Source organism: Pseudomonas sp. GM24 (assembly GCF_000282235.1).
Lineage (GTDB): Bacteria > Pseudomonadota > Gammaproteobacteria > Pseudomonadales > Pseudomonadaceae > Aquipseudomonas.
The window spans coordinates 1-15,871 of record NZ_AKJR01000045.1 but is presented as its reverse complement, the minus strand read 5'-3'; the positions used below and the strand labels follow the sequence as shown (position 1 = coordinate 15,871).

Sequence of the window (15,871 nt, the reverse complement as noted above, 5' to 3'; positions counted from 1 at the left end):
CTGCGATCTTTTGATCTTTTTGGCTGACCTTCAGGTCAATAAAACCGGGCATTTGCGGCAGATGACGGATGGTCGCGCAGGGGGCTGTTTATTGCTTTCTTTGCGGTATACTGCGCGGCCTTCGGCCGGCACGTCCGGCCATTTTTCGTACAATCAAGCCACGCAACCTGCGTGGCTTGTTGTTTTATGACGCGCCTGCGGGCGCTCCAGAGAGAAGAGGCGCGACGATGAGTGCACTGGTTGGCGTGATCATGGGCTCCAAGTCCGATTGGTCCACCCTTAGCCACACCGCCGATATGCTGGAAAAGCTCGGCATCCCGTACGAGGTCAAAGTGGTCTCTGCCCACCGCACCCCGGATCTGCTGTTCCAGTACGCCGAAGAGGCTGAAAGCCGCGGCATCGAGGTGATTATCGCCGGTGCCGGTGGCGCAGCCCACTTGCCAGGCATGTGTGCGGCCAAGACCCACCTGCCGGTGCTGGGGGTGCCAGTGCAGTCGGCCATGCTCTCGGGCGTCGACTCGCTGCTGTCGATCGTGCAGATGCCAGCGGGCATTCCGGTCGCCACCCTGGCCATCGGCAAGGCCGGCGCGATCAACGCAGCCCTGCTCTCGGCGAGCATCCTCGGCGCCAAGCATCCGCAGTTCCACGCGGTACTGAAAACCTTCCGTGCCGAGCAGACAGACAGCGTCCTGGACAATCCAGACCCACGTATTGCCTGAGGTTGTTGAGATGAAGATCGGTGTAATCGGTGGCGGCCAGTTGGGTCGCATGTTGGCCTTGGCGGGCACTCCGCTGGGCATGAACTTCGCTTTCCTCGACCCTGCGCCGGACGCCTGTGCGGCCGCTTTGGGCGAACACCTGCGGGCCGATTACGGCGATCAGGATCATCTGCGCCAACTGGCCGATGAAGTCGATCTGGTGACCTTCGAGTTCGAAAGTGTCCCGGCCGAAACCGTGGCATTCCTCTCGCAATTCGTCCCGGTCTACCCGAGCGCCGAAGCCCTGCGCATCGCTCGCGATCGCTGGTTCGAAAAGAGCATGTTCAAGGACCTGGGCATCCCGACTCCGGCCTTCGCTGACATTCAGTCGCAAGCCGATCTGGACGCTGCGGTGGCTTCGATCGGCCTGCCGGCCGTACTGAAAACCCGCACCCTGGGTTACGACGGCAAGGGCCAGAAAGTCCTGCGCAAACCGGAAGACGTGGTCGGCACCTTTGCCGAGCTGGGCAGCGTGTCCTGCCTGCTGGAAGGCTTCGTGCCGTTCACCGGTGAAGTCTCGCTGATCGCCGTACGTGCTCGCGATGGTGAAACCAAGTTCTATCCGCTGGTGCACAACACCCACGACAGCGGCATCCTCAAGTTGTCGGTTGCCAGTACCGATCACCCGTTGCAGGCGCTGGCCGAAGACTACTCGAGCCGTGTGCTCAAGCAACTCGACTACGTCGGCGTCATGGCGTTCGAGTTCTTTGAAGTCGACGGTGGCCTGAAAGCCAACGAAATCGCCCCGCGCGTGCACAACTCCGGGCACTGGACCACCGAAGGCGCCGAGTGCAGCCAGTTCGAAAACCACCTGCGCGCCGTTGCCGGCCTGCCGCTGGGTTCGACCGCCAAGGTTGGCGAGAGCGCGATGCTCAACTTCATCGGTGTGGTTCCGCCGGTTGAGAAAGTCATCGCCATCGAAGACTGCCATCTGCATCACTACGGCAAGGCCTTCAAGGCCGGGCGCAAGGTCGGCCACGCCAACCTGCGCTGCGCCGACATGGCCACGCTACAGGCGCAGATCGTCAAGGTTGAAGCGCTGATCGCCGAGTAACGACAGTTTCATGTGGCAGCGGCGGAACCATTCAGGGGCCGCTGTTCTCTCATGGCAGGATGCCAAAGTCTGACTAGGCTTCGCATATCTATCTTTGAGAGGGAATTGCCATGGGAATTATCGGAACCATCTTTATCGGCTTGATCGTCGGCCTGCTGGCGCGGTTCCTGAAACCGGGCGATGACAGCATGGGCTGGATCATGACCATCCTGCTCGGTATCGGCGGTTCGCTGGCGGCCACTTACGGCGGCCAGGCTCTGGGCATCTATCACGCGGGCGAGGGCGCAGGTTTCATCGGCGCACTGGTTGGCGCAATCGTGTTGCTGGTGATCTACGGCCTGATCAAAAAGAACTGATCCAAAGCGACAAAGCCCTCTCTGCCAAAGTGGCCGGGAGGGCTAGAATGCTCGGCGATTCACTGTTCCTTCCTTTCTATACCGAGCACCTTCATGCGCCGTCTTCTGTTGACTCTCCTCTTCCTGGGCAGCGGTTTGGCCCACGCCGGCGAACTGCCGGAAACCGATTGGCTCGAACTGATGCCCAAGTCGGATCAAAAGGCCCTCGAGGCCATGCCTGAAATCGACCACAACTCCCCGGAAGCCACCGGCACCTTCACCGAGAAGGGCGGGATGAAGCAGGCCAAAGGTCTGCCGGCGGTGATGTACTCGACCAAAACCGTGGCGTCGATGAACGACAAGCACATTCGCATCGGTGGTTATCCGGTGCCGCTGGAGTCCGACGCCAAGGGTCGCAGCACGCTGTTCTTCCTCGTGCCGTATCCGGGCGCTTGCATCCACGTGCCGCCACCGCCACCGAATCAGCTGGTGCTGGTGCGTTATCCGAAAGGTTTGAAGCTGGACGATATCTACACGCCGTTGTGGGTGACCGGCACGCTGAAGGTTGAAAAGGTCAGCAATGACCTGGCTGACGCAGCGTATGCGTTGGAAGCGGACAAAGTGCGGGTGGTGCAGGAGTCTGATCTCTGAAGCAAAAGATCGCAGCCTGCGGCAGCTCCTCCAGGGATATGCATTCCAATGTAGGAGCTGCCGAAGGCTGCGATCTTTTGATCTTAAAGCGGTTTGCTGGCGACACTGACGCCCATGGTATGGCTCGCACCCGGTGCCAGATCCACAACGTCATCCATCACATTAGCCGTCTCGATGCACAGCATGCGCTGCCAGCCATCGTTATCCATGTCAGCAAGCGCCGCCGCGCGATCGATCCACGGGTTCCAGATCACTGCTGTGCGCGAGCCGGTGGCGGTCAGCACAATGCGCCGCTCCCAGGTCGGGTCGACGATGCTCAGCTGTGGCGGCGCATTGAGATAGATACGGTCGGTCTCACCGGCAAACTGCAGGTCACCTTGCTGGCTGTTGGTTTTCCAGTCATCCAGCGTCTCGATGTAATTCAAGCCATCGACACCGTTGACATGCACATTGCGCACGTCACTCACTGCGAAATACGTGTGCAGCGCCTGACTCAGGCTGACGGTGTCACTGCCACGGTTATGGCTGGTCAGGCTGAAGCTCAATTGGTCGGACAAATGCAGGGTCAGGCTCAGATCAACCTGATGCGGCCAGCCCGGCAGGCCACCTTCGGGGTAAGGCAGCTTGAATTCGACCTTGACGCCGTCAGCCTCTGATTCGATGCCGCCCAGCTCCCAATCCATCGCCCGCACCAGACCGTGCGCGGGTGCCGGTTGCTCACCGGTGTACATGGCCTGCACGCTCTGCGGGTTGCGTTCGAACTTGCCGAACCACGGCCAGCACACCGGCACGCCGGCGCGAATGCTTTTACCTGTCTTGAACTCGGCCTTGTCGTTGAGCCAGATGATCGGCGGCTGGCCATCGATCTGATAACTGAGGATGTGCGCGCCTTGCTGGGTCACCAGCACTTCGGCCTGACCGTGGCGGATGCGCCAGCAGTTCAGTTCATCCAGTTTCACCGCTTCAACGTTGGGCGTGTTCATGGGACAGCTCTCGATCAGACACTTGGGACGGTTATCGACCGCAAAACGGCCGCGAGGTTTAACGCGCGCGCGGTGGAACCGAGCGGGTGCGACCGCTGCCGTCGATAGCGACGAAGACGAATACGGCTTCGGTGACTTTACGCCACTCGCTGGACAGCGGGTCGTCGCTCCACACTTCGACCATCATCTGGATCGAGCTGCGGCCGATCTCCAGGGTCTGGGTATAAAAGGACAATTGCGCACCCACTGCCACTGGCACGAGAAACGCCATGCGATCAATGGCTACGGTCGCTACACGACCACCTGCCACGCGGCTGGCCATTGCGGTGCCGGCCAAATCCATCTGCGCTACCAGCCAACCGCCGAAAATATCGCCAAAGCCGTTGGTTTCGCGTGGAAGTGCGGTGATTTGCAGGGCCAGGTCGCCTTGCGGGATCGGATCTTCTTGTTCGAGCTCTATCATGCCGTGGGGCCTCTGACCCGTGACTCTTCGTGGGTATTGCTGGTGGTAGCCGTCTTCAAGAAAAACGATTCAACACCGAACACACTGCGTTCGTCACGTTTTCCATCAGGCGCCTAAAGGGAAACTCTGCGAAAAAGGCTAAATCCCGAGCAAAGGACGGGCCAACAACGTTTTCGCACAGTAACCTCTTACAAATCCTGCGCAGGTGGCGAGTATATCGGTCGGTAGACTCCGCGACGACCATCCGGTTCTGATTTTGACCGTCAATTACGCGCCTCTATGTGCTTTTTCGAACAATTTGCTATGGTGCCGAACCTGCCCGAGCCACTGCCAGCGTTGTTGTGGCGGCAGATCCGACTATAAGAGAAGCCCTTGCCATGACCACAGCGCCTTCGAGCCTCGCGCAGCCCGAGCAACCCGCACGACCATTGACCCGCAATGACTACAAGACTCTGTCGCTGTCCGCTCTCGGCGGCGCGCTGGAATTCTACGATTTCATCATCTTTGTTTTCTTCGCGACGGTGGTCGGCAAGCTGTTCTTCCCGGCCGATATGCCCGAGTGGCTGCGCTTGATGCAGACCTTCGGCATCTTCGCCGCCGGCTACCTCGCGCGGCCGCTGGGCGGCATCGTCATGGCGCACTTCGGCGACCTGCTGGGGCGCAAGAAGATGTTCACCCTGAGCATTTTCATGATGGCCGTGCCGACCTTGATCATGGGTCTACTGCCAACGTATGCGCAGATCGGCATGTGGGCGCCGATCCTGCTTCTATTGATGCGGGTGATTCAGGGCGCGGCGATTGGCGGTGAAGTGCCGGGGGCATGGGTCTTCGTTTCCGAACACGTACCGCAAAAGCACATGGGTTACGCCTGCGGCACGCTCACCAGCGGCCTGACCGCCGGTATTCTGCTCGGTTCGCTGGTCGCCACCGCGATCAACAGCATCTATACGCCTGCCGAGGTGTCCGATTACGCCTGGCGAATCCCGTTCCTGCTCGGCGGTGTGTTCGGCCTGTTCTCGGTCTACCTGCGCCGCTGGCTGCACGAGACCCCAGTGTTCGCCGAGCTGCAACTGCGCAAAGCCTTGGCTGAAGAAGTGCCGCTGCGCGCGGTGCTGCGTGACCATCGTGGCGCGATTGCAATCTCGATGCTGCTGACCTGGTTGCTCTCCGCTGGCATCGTCGTGGTCATTCTGATGACGCCGACCGTGCTGCAAACGGTCTATCACTTCACGCCGACGGAGTCGCTGCAGTCGAACAGTCTGGCGATCGTGTTCCTGAGCATCGGCTGCATCATTTCCGGCGCACTGGCGGATCGCTTTGGCGCAGGCCGGGTGTTCGTATTTGGTTGCCTGGGTCTGCTGATCAGCTCCTGGACCTTCTATCACAGCCTCGCCGATCACCCGAACTGGCTGTTCCCGCTCTATGCGCTGACCGGTTTTCTGGTCGGCACCATTGGTGCGGTGCCGTACGTGATGGTCAAAGCGTTCCCGCCGGTGGTGCGCTTCAGCGGGTTGTCGTTCTCGTACAACGTGGCTTACGCGATCTTTGGTGGCCTGACGCCGATGGTGGTGAGTCTGCTGTTGAAAGAAAGCGCGATGGGGCCTGCCTACTATGTGGCGGTGCTGTGTGCGATGGGGATTCTGGTCGGGGCGTGGCTGTGGAAGAAGGGACGCTGATCCCAAGATTCTGCTTCTAGGGCTCTCGCCAGCGTGAGAGCCTTGATTCACATTCTCCTGTCGGGAGTCGAGCGCCATGCTCAAGCATGTGGGCCAAGGCGTTTGCGGCATCCGACTTTTCAATTACTTGATGCTCAACCATCAGATCAAGTAACCAAAGAGCGCCGTGCACCTCCAGTCCATCTCGTTGTGCCTGGCGCCTTAACTTGCCATCTCCGGTCAGCAACGGACGTCCTGTTTCCTGTGCGAGCAGGTAACAAGACACGTCTGCCAGTGAGCTGTTGTTGTGTTCGACTTTCAGCTCAAAGAGTCTGATCACGCCAGATTCATCGAACGATTCGACACTCAGCCCTCGATCAAGCAGTTCCTGGTGGGGAAAGTCGGCAAGTTCATGCATGACAAAGTCGGTGCAGCAAAGTGTGAATGGCAATCGAAACATTTGCTCCAGTAATCCGGCGTTTCTGAAATCAATCCAGATATTCGTATCACTGATGAAGATCAAACTCATGCATTCTCCAGTGAACCCAGGAAATTGGGGTCCAGTGCGCTAACTGGTTTGCGCAGGAGTTCGGCAGCCCGAGACTTGGTGATCAGCCCTTCTGCCAACGCCCAGAATGCTAGCGACTCAAATCTTTGCGGCGGTTTGCAAGGTAGCGGCTCAGGTTCTGATTTGCGCCAGCCGTTGGCGCTGAATTGGATAGTGAGGGATTTATAGCCACTTTCGCTAAGAAGCTTCAGATCTTTCAGGCGTCTTAACGCTGCATGCATTGAGATCCCGTATTGACGCTTTGCAATCAGCAATTCTCGTGGATGAACTCTGGAGCGAGGATGGCTGCCGAAGTCACCGGTGACACTTTTCGCCGGGTAGAGAAACGCGCCAGCGAATCGATGGCAGCAATTTTCCTTGTCCCTCTCCGGCATATCCTCGGGTAATGCCATGACCCAGTGGCCGAGTTCATGCGCGGCAGTGAACCTGATTCGTTCGCCTGGGCGATCGGCATTCAGTGCAATCAACACGTGCTCGCCGTTACCGGTGGCGGCGCAAGCGCCGTCGAAATCGTCCGGGCCGTTTAGCATGGCGACCTTTATGCTGTGCTCCTCCAACTGTTCGGTGAGATTGGCTATAGGGTCGCTACCAATTCCCCAGAACTGACGAAGTTGCTCTGCTGCGCGTTCGGCGTCCTCAAGGCAGGAAACGGGGATCATTTGTGCCGGAGTAGCTGGGGTATGTATGTCGGCAGGATCGAAACACTCCTCAAGCGCGATGTAACGCTCAAGGTGTTCCCGAATTTTCTCTTCCACCTGTGCCTGGCGATATTTAGGCATTCGGGCCAGTTTTCGAAACTCCAGAGGCGCCAGCGCAATTGCTTCCACGCGGAAGAAATACTCAGGGCTGACCTGAAGCGCTCTGGCCAGTTGCAGCAGACGAGTTGAGTTAGGGGTACTCAACCCTTTCTCATATTTGCTCAAGGCTTGCTTGGTTATGTCGCCAAGCTCCATCGCCAAAGCCTCAAGGCTGAGGCCTTTTTGCAGACGTGCGCGGCGAATTCGATCGTTTATCATGGGGCCCTCTCGTGGTTGACAAGACTATATTTAGAAGATGATTTGTCAACCTGCAAAGCGTTTCCTTTTTTAAAGGTGATGCCCATGCTGGCCTTTCATCCAATTGTCATATTTCAGCCATAGAGTGTTCACACGGCCTGCTGATACTTGGCCCCGACTTAACACACCCTATCTGCTAGGAGTAAGGCATGAAACTGAAGCGTTTGATGGCGGCAATGACTTTTGTCGCTGCTGGCGTTGCGACTGCCAACGCGGTTGCCGCTGTTGACCCTGCTATCCCGAGCTACACCAAGACCACTGGTGTGTCGGGCAACCTGTCCAGCGTCGGCTCCGATACCCTGGCCAACCTCATGACCCTCTGGGCTGAGAACTACAAAAAAGAATACCCGAACGTAAACATCCAGATTCAGGCCGCCGGCTCCGCCACTGCGCCACCTGCACTGACTGAAGGCACCTCCAACCTGGGCCCGATGAGCCGCAAGATGAAGGACACCGAACTGGCGGCCTTCGAGCAGAAGTACGGCTACAAGCCAACCGCTATCCCGGTGGCCGTTGATGCCCTGGCTGTCTTCGTACACAAAGACAACCCGATCCAGCACCTGACCATGGAGCAGGTTGATGCGATCTTCTCGTCGACCCGTCTGTGTGGCGCCAAAGCCGACGTGAAAACCTGGGGCGAACTGGGTGTGACCGGCGACCTGGCCAACAAACCAGTACAACTGTTCGGCCGTAACTCGGTATCCGGCACCTACGGCTACTTCAAAGAAGAAGCCCTGTGCAAAGGCGACTACAAACCGAACGTCAACGAACAACCAGGCTCGGCTTCGGTCGTGCAGTCGATCAGCTCCTCGCTGAACGGCATCGGTTACTCGGGTATCGGTTACAAGACCGCCAGCGTGAAAACCGTGCCATTGGCCAAGAAAGGCAGCACCGACTTCATCGAAGACACCGAAGAAAACGCCCTGAACGGCAAATACCCGCTGTCGCGTTTCCTCTACGTTTACGTCAACAAAGCCCCGAACAAGCCTCTGGCTCCGCTGGAAGCCGAGTTCGTGAAACTGGTGCTGTCGAAGCAGGGCCAGGAAGTTGTGGTGAAAGACGGTTACATCCCGTTGCCAGCCAAGGTCGCTGCTAAAGCACTGGCTGACCTGGGTCTGCAGGAAGGCGGCGCTGTCGCAAAGAAGTAACAAATTGAGTCCAGGGTGAACCCCACCGGACTCAGGTAAAAGGCCGGATCTGCGCGCAGGCCGGCCTTTTCCACACCTCAAATTTTTGATCCTCTGCCAGTCCCGCTGGCGGTGGATTTGCTGCGTCACTGCATTGTCATCTTTCTGTCATACAGGATCGCTAGGGTGAGCGCATGAATGATCTGGCCAATTCCCAAATGACTACTAATCCTCCCAAGCGCATTGATTTCAATACGCCTGAGCTGCAACGCAAGCGCCGCATTCGTGCGCTCAAGGATCGCTTCACCCGCTGGTACGTCCTCGTTGGCGGTCTCGCGGTGCTGGCAGCCATCACCCTGATCTTCTTCTTCCTCGCCTACGTGGTGGCGCCGCTGTTCCAGGGTGCCGACCTGACCGCGAAAGACTCGATCACCCCGGCCTGGATGCAGGACGCCGGCAAGCCGCTGATGATTTCGCTCGAAGAGCAGAATCAGGTGGCCATGCGCGTTTCCGATAAGGGTCAGGCATTGTTCTTTGATATCGACAGTGGCGCTGAACTGAAGCGCGTCGATCTGCCGGTTCCGGCCGGCGCCACCGTGACTTCCATTGGTGAAGACCAGCCGGGCCATCCGCTGGTAGCCGTCGGCCTGTCCAACGGTCAGGCGCTGGTGTTCCGTCACACCTATAAAGTCAGCTACCCCGATGGCAAGAAAACCATCACCCCGGCCATCGAGTATCCGTATGGCGAGACGCCGATCGCGTTGAACGAAGCCGGCGGTGCGCTTGAACATGTCAGCCTGAACGCCACCGATACGACGCTGATGCTGGTCGGTTCGACCGGTTCGCAACTCAACGTGCTGTCGCTGACCAGCGAAGAAAACATGATGACCGGCGAAGTCACCAACGAGCAGAAGCGTATCGATCTGCCGCAGATGACTGAACCGGTGAAAAACATCTTCGTCGACCCGCGCCAGCAGTGGCTGTACGTGGTCAACGGTCGTGCTCAGGCCGATGTGTTCAGCCTGCGCGACAAGAGCCTCAACGGTCGCTACAAACTGCTGGAAAACGCTGACGCCGAAGTCACCGCGACCACGCAGTTGGTTGGTGGTATCTCGCTGATCATCGGTGACTCCAAGGGTGGTCTGGCCCAATGGTTCATGGCCCGCGACACCGATGGCGAGCTGCGCCTGAAGCAGATCCGCACCTTCCAGATGGGCACCACGCCGATCGTTGAAATCAGCGCTGAAGAACGTCGCAAAGGCTTCCTCGCACTGGATGCCAGCGGCAAGCTCGGCGTGTTCCACAGCACCGCGCACCGCACTTTGCTGGTCGATCAAGTGGTGGAAGGCCAAGGTCTGTTCGGTCTGTCGCCGCGTGCCAACCGTGTGATCGTCGAAGCCGGCGGCAAGCTGCAACCGCTGCTGCTCGATAACCCGCACCCGGAAGTCTCCTGGAGCGCGTTGTGGAGCAAGGTCTGGTACGAGAACTACGACGAGCCTAAATACGTCTGGCAATCGACCGCCGCCAACACCGATTTTGAACCGAAACTGAGCCTCTCACCGCTGACCTTCGGCACCCTGAAAGCTGCGTTCTACGCGATGCTGCTGGCCGCGCCGCTGGCTGTGGCTGCGGCGATCTACACCGCGTACTTCATGGCCCCGGGCATGCGCCGCAAGGTCAAACCGGTGATCGAGCTGATGGAAGCAATGCCGACGGTGATCCTCGGTTTCTTCGCCGGCCTGTTCCTCGCGCCGTATGTCGAAGGGCATCTGCCAGGCATCTTCAGCCTGCTGATGTTGTTGCCGATCGGCATTCTGGTCGCCGGTTTCACCTTCAGCCGCTTGCCTGAATCGATCCGCCTGAAAGTCCCGGACGGTTGGGAAAGTGCGCTGCTGATTCCAGTAATTCTGTTTGTGGGCTGGCTGTCGCTGTACATGAGCCCGTTCATGGAGAACTGGTTCTTCGGCGGCGACATGCGCATGTGGATCTCCCACGACCTCGGCATCACCTACGACCAGCGCAACGCTTTGGTGGTCGGTCTGGCCATGGGTTTTGCGGTGATCCCGAACATCTACTCGATCGCTGAAGACGCCGTGTTCAGTGTGCCGCGCGGCCTGACCCTTGGCTCGCTGGCCCTCGGTGCCACGCCGTGGCAGACCATGACTCGCGTGGTGATCCTGACTGCCAGCCCGGGGATTTTCTCGGCGCTGATGATCGGCATGGGCCGTGCGGTCGGCGAAACCATGATCGTGCTGATGGCCACCGGTAACACCCCGGTCATGGAAATGAACCTGTTCGAAGGCCTGCGCACCCTGGCTGCCAACGTCGCGGTGGAAATGCCCGAGTCGGAAGTCGGCGGCAGCCACTACCGCGTGCTGTTCCTCTCGGCGCTGGTACTGCTGTTGTTCACCTTCGTCATGAATACCCTGGCAGAACTGATTCGTCAGCGTCTGCGCAAGAAATACTCGTCGCTTTAAGCAAAGGTAGAAGTCTGTGAAACAGAACTCCCTGAAAGGATGGTTCAAGAGCGGCGCCCCGGGCGTCTGGATCAGCGGTGGCGCGGTGTCCATCGCGGTCATCATGACCATTGGCCTGCTGGCGGTAATTGCCGTGCGTGGTCTGGGTCACTTCTGGCCGGCGGACCTGGTCCACGCCCATTACGACGTACCGGGCCAGGCCAATCACCTGGTCATCGGCGAAGTGGTACAGAAGGAAGAAGTGCCCCGTGCCCGTCTGAAGAGTGCCGGTTTGCCGGTGCCCGATGAAGGCCCGGAATTCATGACCCGCGAGCTGATCAAGGTCGGCAACCGTGACCTGAATGGCAACGACTTCACCTGGATCGTCGGCGAGTGGCTGACCAACCAGACCACGCCACCCGAGTTGATGGCGATCGAACGTCGCGAGTGGGGCAACTTCTACGGCTACCTGGTCAACGTCAAACAGGACGGCAAGGTCATCGCCGAAGGCGAGGCTGCATGGCCTGAGCTGCAGGCGCGGATCAACCGTGTGAACGGGCTGGCGGCACAACTGAAGTCGCTGGAAAAGACTGACATCGGTGCAATCAACGCAGGCCTTGAGCGCATCCGTCTGCACGGTCGCAAACTGGAACTGGAAGGCAAGCTCGACGCCACCGCACAAGCGGACATGGAATCCGAGCGCGCCGAACTGAATGCGCGTTATCAGGACATCGAAGCACGCCTGGCCGATCTGCATGCGCAGTTCAACCGCGATGCCCTGACCGCTCGCGATGCCAACGGCAAAGAGATCGAAATCGGTCTGGGCAAAGTGGTTCACGCCTACCAGCCGAACGCGATGAGCACCTTTACCAAGGTCGGTTTCTACTTCAGCAAGATCTGGGAATTCCTTTCGGATGACCCGCGTGAAGCCAACACCGAAGGCGGGATCTTCCCGGCGATCTTCGGCACCGTGATGATGACCCTGATTATGGCGATGATCGTTACCCCGTTCGGCGTACTGGCGGCGGTGTACCTGCGTGAATACGCCAAGCAGAACACTCTGACGCGGATTATCCGCATCGCGGTGAACAACCTCGCTGGCGTTCCGGCGATCGTTTATGGCGTGTTCGGTCTGGGCTTCTTCGTTTACGTACTCGGTGGTTCGGTTGACCGCTTGTTCTTCCCCGAAGCATTGCCGGCACCGACCTTTGGTACCCCGGGTCTGCTCTGGGCCTCGCTGACTTTGGCGCTGCTGGCGGTGCCGGTGGTGATCGTCGCGACCGAGGAAGGTCTGGCGCGTATCCCGCGTACTGTGCGTGAAGGCTCGTTGGCCCTCGGCGCGACCAAGGCTGAAACGTTGTGGAAGATTGTGATCCCGATGGCCAGCCCGGCGATGATGACCGGCATGATTCTCGCCGTGGCTCGCGCCGCCGGTGAAGTGGCGCCGCTGATGCTGGTGGGTGTGGTGAAACTGGCGCCGTCGCTGCCGGTGGACGGCAACTACCCATACCTGCACCTGGATCAGAAGATCATGCACTTGGGCTTCCACATCTATGACGTCGGCTTCCAGAGCCCGAACGTCGAAGCGGCGCGTCCGCTGGTGTACGCCACGGCGCTGTTGCTGGTGTTGGTCATCGCGACGTTGAACCTGTCGGCGGTGTATATCCGCAACCACCTGCGTGAAAAATACAAAGCTTTGGACAGTTAACACAAATCCTGTGGGAGCTGGCTTGCCAGCGATGCAGGCGACTCGGTCAGCCAGTAACACCGCGCTGATGCCATCGCTGGCAAGCCAGCTCCCACAAGGATCGGCGCAAGCCACAGATTTTCAGTAACCCATTGGCAAGGCCAGTGGTTCAACGAACCGAATTTGTTAGCACAGGGAGCCTCCCATGCAGCACGAAACACATAGCCACGGCATCAACATGTCTGCCCTGGGTCGCGACAAGCAAAGCCTGAATCTGGCGCAGGAAACCGTGGCCATCGAAGTGCCGGGCCTGAGCCTGTACTACGGCGAGAAGCAGGCATTGTTCGACGTCAGCATGAACATCCCGAAGCAGCGCGTGACCGCGTTCATCGGCCCGTCCGGCTGCGGTAAATCGACGTTGCTGCGCACCTTCAACCGCATGAACGATCTGGTTGACGGCTGCCGCGTCGAAGGCGCGATCAACCTCTACGGCAACAACATCTATCGCAAAGGCGAAGACGTTGCCGAGCTGCGTCGTCGCGTCGGCATGGTGTTCCAGAAGCCGAACCCGTTCCCGAAAACCATCTATGAAAACGTGGTGTACGGCCTGCGCATTCAAGGCATCAACAAAAAGCGCGTCCTCGACGAAGCGGTCGAGTGGGCGTTGAAAGGCGCGGCACTGTGGGACGAAGTCAAAGACCGTCTGCATGAATCGGCACTCGGCCTGTCTGGCGGTCAGCAACAGCGTCTGGTGATCGCCCGTACCATCGCGGTCGAGCCGGAAGTGCTGCTGCTCGACGAACCGTGCTCGGCCCTCGACCCGATCTCGACCCTGAAGGTTGAAGAGCTGATCTACGAGCTGAAATCCAAGTTCACCATCGTCATCGTGACCCACAACATGCAGCAGGCTGCGCGGGTTTCGGACTACACCGCGTTCATGTACATGGGCAAACTGGTCGAATTCGGCGACACCGACACCTTGTTCACCAATCCGGCGAAGAAGCAGACCGAAGACTACATCACCGGTCGTTATGGCTGACAGTTGCGGGTTATTCACAGAATTGACGCTGCGGCCCACCGCACCTTACCGGACGCTCCAAGGACGCCAACATGATTAGTAAAGAAGGCCTTACCCACCACATCTCCGCGCAGTTCAACGCTGAGCTTGAGGAAGTGCGCAGCCACCTCCTGGCCATGGGCGGGCTGGTCGAGAAGCAGGTCAACGACGCGGTGACCGCGCTGATCGAGGCCGATTCCGGCTTGGCTCAGCAGGTGCGCGAGATTGATGACCAGATCAACCAGATGGAACGCAACATCGACGAAGAATGCCTGCGCATTCTTGCCCGTCGTCAACCGGCGGCGTCCGACCTGCGTTTGATCATCAGTATTTCCAAGTCGGTGATCGACCTTGAGCGCATCGGTGACGAAGCGACCAAGATCGCTCGCCGCGCGATTCAGCTGTGCGAAGAAGGTGAAGCGCCGCGCGGTTACGTCGAGGTTCGCCATATCGGCGACCAGGTGCGCAACATGGTCCGCGATGCGCTGGATGCGTTTGCCCGTTTCGACGCTGATCTGGCGTTGTCGGTGGCGCAGTACGACAAGATCATCGACCGCGAATACAAAACCGCCCTGCGTGAGTTGGCGACCTACATGATGGAAGACCCGCGCTCTATCTCGCGGGTCTTGAGCATCATCTGGGTGCTGCGTTCGCTGGAACGCATCGGCGATCACGCGCGCAACATCTCCGAACTGGTCATCTACCTGGTGCGCGGTACCGACGTACGCCACATGGGCCTCAAGCGCATGAAAGAAGAAGTTGAAGGCACAAGCGGCGAAACCGCTAATGTTCCGGGCGATGTTGACGATAAGTAAGATTGCCTGAGAAAAGCGCCCGGCCCTTTGGCCGGGCGTTTTTGTTTGTGCTTTTCACAAGGCAGATCGAATTAAAAAGCAGCACCCGCGAACGAAAAGTCCCGGCGTGACTGAAGAGTTTTGGCAATGTGCCATCAGCCAGCGTTATGCTTGCCGGGATTTTAATAGGGGTGTTGGATGAGCAAGATCAGTGTGTTGGTCGTGGACGATGCTTCGTTCATTCGTGACCTGGTGAAAAAGTGCCTGCGTAATTACTTTCCGGGGATCCGTACCGAGGACGCCGTCAACGGTAAGAAGGCTCAGGCCATGCTGGCCAAGGAAGCGTTCGACCTGGTGCTCTGCGACTGGGAAATGCCGGAAATGTCCGGTCTCGAACTGCTGACCTGGTGCCGCGAACAAGACAACCTCAAGACCATGCCATTCGTCATGGTCACCAGCCGTGGCGACAAGGAAAACGTCGTGCAGGCGATTCAGGCCGGTGTTTCCGGTTACGTCAGCAAGCCGTTCACCAACGAGCAACTGCTGACCAAGGTCAAACAGGCGCTGAACAAGGTCGGCAAGCTCGATACCCTGATGAACAGCGCGCCGACCAAGATGAACTCGGCGTTCGGTAACGATTCTCTGAGCGCCTTGACCGGTGGCAAGCCTGCCGTGGTCGGCGGTGCCCCGGCAGCGGCTGCGGTCAACCCGTTCGCCAAACCGGCAGCTGCCGCGCCAGCGCCCGCCGCCGCGCCGTCCCGTGGTTTGCTCAACAGCCCACCGGTCAAGGCACCCGTCGCCGCGTCGGCGCCGGCCAGTGGCCGTGGTCAGGGCCAGTTGCGTCTGCCAAGCGGTACTCAGCAATGTGTGATCAAGGCTTTGAGCATCAAGGAAGCGTTGCTGGTGGTGAAACGCACCGACACCCTGCCGCAGATCCTCGATAGCGCCGTGCTCGATCTGGAGCAGGGCGACAACGCCGAAATTGCCCGCCTCAACGGCTACCTGCACGCCGTCGTTGCGTTTGAGCCGAAACCGGACAGCGACTGGCTGCAACTGACGTTCCGCTTTGTCGACCAGGATGCGCAGAAGCTCGACTACATCTCCCGCCTGATCGCTCGCGGCACGGCGCAGAAGCACTTCGTTCCAGGCGCGTAATCGGCGTCTGTGAAAAGATCGCAGCCTTCGGCAGCTCCTACATTGGAATGCATTTTCCCTGTAGGAGCTGCCG

At 59.0% G+C, this 15,871-nt stretch carries 16 protein-coding genes; 12 read left to right on the top strand and 4 right to left on the bottom strand.

What is annotated here, in order from left to right:
- From PMI23_RS29965 to PMI23_RS07340, 5 genes are all read left to right on the top strand, one after another.
- Window positions 1–190: hypothetical protein (locus PMI23_RS29965; protein WP_238539521.1), on the top strand; the 190-nt coding region annotated here is incomplete at its 5' end.
- Between the two features lie 37 nt (window positions 191–227).
- Window positions 228–719: a 5-(carboxyamino)imidazole ribonucleotide mutase gene (gene purE / locus PMI23_RS07355; protein WP_007920220.1), complete on the top strand. Its 492-nt coding sequence runs from the start codon at window positions 228–230 to the stop codon at window positions 717–719.
- Window positions 720–729: 10 nt separating this feature from the next.
- A complete protein-coding gene (locus PMI23_RS07350; RefSeq protein WP_007920221.1) occupies window positions 730–1,812 on the top strand; it encodes a 5-(carboxyamino)imidazole ribonucleotide synthase in 1,083 nt (360 codons plus the stop codon).
- A 110-nt stretch (window positions 1,813–1,922) separates the two neighbouring features.
- Complete coding sequence (locus PMI23_RS07345) at window positions 1,923–2,168, top strand: GlsB/YeaQ/YmgE family stress response membrane protein (RefSeq protein WP_007920223.1); 246 nt, start codon at window positions 1,923–1,925, stop codon at window positions 2,166–2,168.
- A gap of 93 nt (window positions 2,169–2,261) precedes the next feature.
- A complete protein-coding gene (locus PMI23_RS07340) occupies window positions 2,262–2,798 on the top strand; it encodes a DUF3299 domain-containing protein (RefSeq protein ID WP_007920225.1) in 537 nt (178 codons plus the stop codon).
- A gap of 83 nt (window positions 2,799–2,881) precedes the next feature.
- Here PMI23_RS07340 and PMI23_RS07335 read toward each other — a convergent pair whose 3' ends face one another.
- Window positions 2,882–3,781 carry a D-hexose-6-phosphate mutarotase gene (locus PMI23_RS07335; RefSeq protein WP_007920233.1) on the bottom strand — a complete coding sequence of 300 codons (900 nt, stop codon included), beginning with the start codon at window positions 3,779–3,781 and terminating at the stop codon, window positions 2,882–2,884.
- Window positions 3,782–3,839: 58 nt separating this feature from the next.
- Window positions 3,840–4,244, bottom strand: coding sequence for an acyl-CoA thioesterase (locus PMI23_RS07330; protein WP_003229628.1), 405 nt, complete (start codon window positions 4,242–4,244; stop codon window positions 3,840–3,842).
- A gap of 377 nt (window positions 4,245–4,621) precedes the next feature.
- Here PMI23_RS07330 and PMI23_RS07325 point away from each other — a divergent pair, with 377 nt between their 5' ends.
- Window positions 4,622–5,920 (top strand): MFS transporter, encoded by a 1,299-nt coding sequence (locus PMI23_RS07325; RefSeq protein WP_007920239.1) that lies wholly within the window; start codon window positions 4,622–4,624, stop codon window positions 5,918–5,920.
- Window positions 5,921–5,936: 16 nt separating this feature from the next.
- On the opposite strand, the gene PMI23_RS07320 is transcribed toward PMI23_RS07325, so the two are convergent.
- Together PMI23_RS07320 and PMI23_RS07315 are read right to left on the bottom strand one after the other, a co-directional pair.
- Entirely contained in the window at window positions 5,937–6,428 is a 492-nt protein-coding gene (locus tag PMI23_RS07320) for a type II toxin-antitoxin system VapC family toxin (RefSeq protein ID WP_007920241.1), read from the bottom strand.
- On the bottom strand, window positions 6,425–7,483 hold the full coding sequence (locus PMI23_RS07315) for a helix-turn-helix domain-containing protein (protein WP_007920245.1): 1,059 nt from the start codon (window positions 7,481–7,483) through the stop codon (window positions 6,425–6,427). Before PMI23_RS07315 ends, PMI23_RS07320 begins: the two co-directional genes overlap by 4 nt.
- A gap of 188 nt (window positions 7,484–7,671) precedes the next feature.
- Here PMI23_RS07315 and PMI23_RS07310 point away from each other — a divergent pair, with 188 nt between their 5' ends.
- The 6 genes from PMI23_RS07310 to PMI23_RS07285 all read left to right on the top strand — a co-directional run bounded on the left by PMI23_RS07310 (window position 7,672) and on the right by PMI23_RS07285 (window position 15,798).
- Entirely contained in the window at window positions 7,672–8,670 is a 999-nt protein-coding gene (locus PMI23_RS07310; protein WP_007920246.1) for a phosphate ABC transporter substrate-binding protein PstS, read from the top strand.
- A 422-nt stretch (window positions 8,671–9,092) separates the two neighbouring features.
- The gene (locus PMI23_RS07305) at window positions 9,093–11,126 is read left to right on the top strand and encodes an ABC transporter permease subunit (protein ID WP_176472336.1); all 2,034 of its coding nucleotides are present in this window, start codon (window positions 9,093–9,095) and stop codon (window positions 11,124–11,126) included.
- Window positions 11,127–11,142: 16 nt separating this feature from the next.
- Window positions 11,143–12,813 (top strand): phosphate ABC transporter permease PstA, encoded by a 1,671-nt coding sequence (gene pstA / locus PMI23_RS07300; RefSeq protein ID WP_007920248.1) that lies wholly within the window; start codon window positions 11,143–11,145, stop codon window positions 12,811–12,813.
- A gap of 184 nt (window positions 12,814–12,997) precedes the next feature.
- Complete coding sequence (pstB, locus tag PMI23_RS07295; RefSeq protein ID WP_007920249.1) at window positions 12,998–13,831, top strand: phosphate ABC transporter ATP-binding protein PstB; 834 nt, start codon at window positions 12,998–13,000, stop codon at window positions 13,829–13,831.
- 71 nt (window positions 13,832–13,902) lie between these two features.
- The gene (phoU, locus tag PMI23_RS07290; protein ID WP_007920250.1) at window positions 13,903–14,664 is read left to right on the top strand and encodes a phosphate signaling complex protein PhoU; all 762 of its coding nucleotides are present in this window, start codon (window positions 13,903–13,905) and stop codon (window positions 14,662–14,664) included.
- 177 nt (window positions 14,665–14,841) lie between these two features.
- The gene (locus tag PMI23_RS07285; RefSeq protein WP_007920252.1) at window positions 14,842–15,798 is read left to right on the top strand and encodes a response regulator; all 957 of its coding nucleotides are present in this window, start codon (window positions 14,842–14,844) and stop codon (window positions 15,796–15,798) included.
- Window positions 15,799–15,871: the final 73 nt, after the last annotated feature.

Coding starts and splice junctions, on each gene's coding strand:
- PMI23_RS07325 (WP_007920239.1), top strand. CDS start 4,622: ATGACCACAGCGCCTTCGAGCCTCGCGCAGCCCGAGCAACCCGCACGA.
- PMI23_RS07345 (WP_007920223.1), top strand. CDS start 1,923: ATGGGAATTATCGGAACCATCTTTATCGGCTTGATCGTCGGCCTGCTG.
- PMI23_RS07320 (WP_007920241.1), bottom strand. CDS start 6,428: ATGAGTTTGATCTTCATCAGTGATACGAATATCTGGATTGATTTCAGA.
- PMI23_RS07310 (WP_007920246.1), top strand. CDS start 7,672: ATGAAACTGAAGCGTTTGATGGCGGCAATGACTTTTGTCGCTGCTGGC.
- PMI23_RS07315 (WP_007920245.1), bottom strand. CDS start 7,483: ATGATAAACGATCGAATTCGCCGCGCACGTCTGCAAAAAGGCCTCAGC.
- pstB (WP_007920249.1), top strand. CDS start 12,998: ATGCAGCACGAAACACATAGCCACGGCATCAACATGTCTGCCCTGGGT.
- PMI23_RS07285 (WP_007920252.1), top strand. CDS start 14,842: ATGAGCAAGATCAGTGTGTTGGTCGTGGACGATGCTTCGTTCATTCGT.
- PMI23_RS07340 (WP_007920225.1), top strand. CDS start 2,262: ATGCGCCGTCTTCTGTTGACTCTCCTCTTCCTGGGCAGCGGTTTGGCC.
- purE (WP_007920220.1), top strand. CDS start 228: ATGAGTGCACTGGTTGGCGTGATCATGGGCTCCAAGTCCGATTGGTCC.
- PMI23_RS07330 (WP_003229628.1), bottom strand. CDS start 4,244: ATGATAGAGCTCGAACAAGAAGATCCGATCCCGCAAGGCGACCTGGCC.
- PMI23_RS07335 (WP_007920233.1), bottom strand. CDS start 3,781: ATGAACACGCCCAACGTTGAAGCGGTGAAACTGGATGAACTGAACTGC.
- phoU (WP_007920250.1), top strand. CDS start 13,903: ATGATTAGTAAAGAAGGCCTTACCCACCACATCTCCGCGCAGTTCAAC.
- PMI23_RS07350 (WP_007920221.1), top strand. CDS start 730: ATGAAGATCGGTGTAATCGGTGGCGGCCAGTTGGGTCGCATGTTGGCC.
- PMI23_RS07305 (WP_176472336.1), top strand. CDS start 9,093: ATGCAGGACGCCGGCAAGCCGCTGATGATTTCGCTCGAAGAGCAGAAT.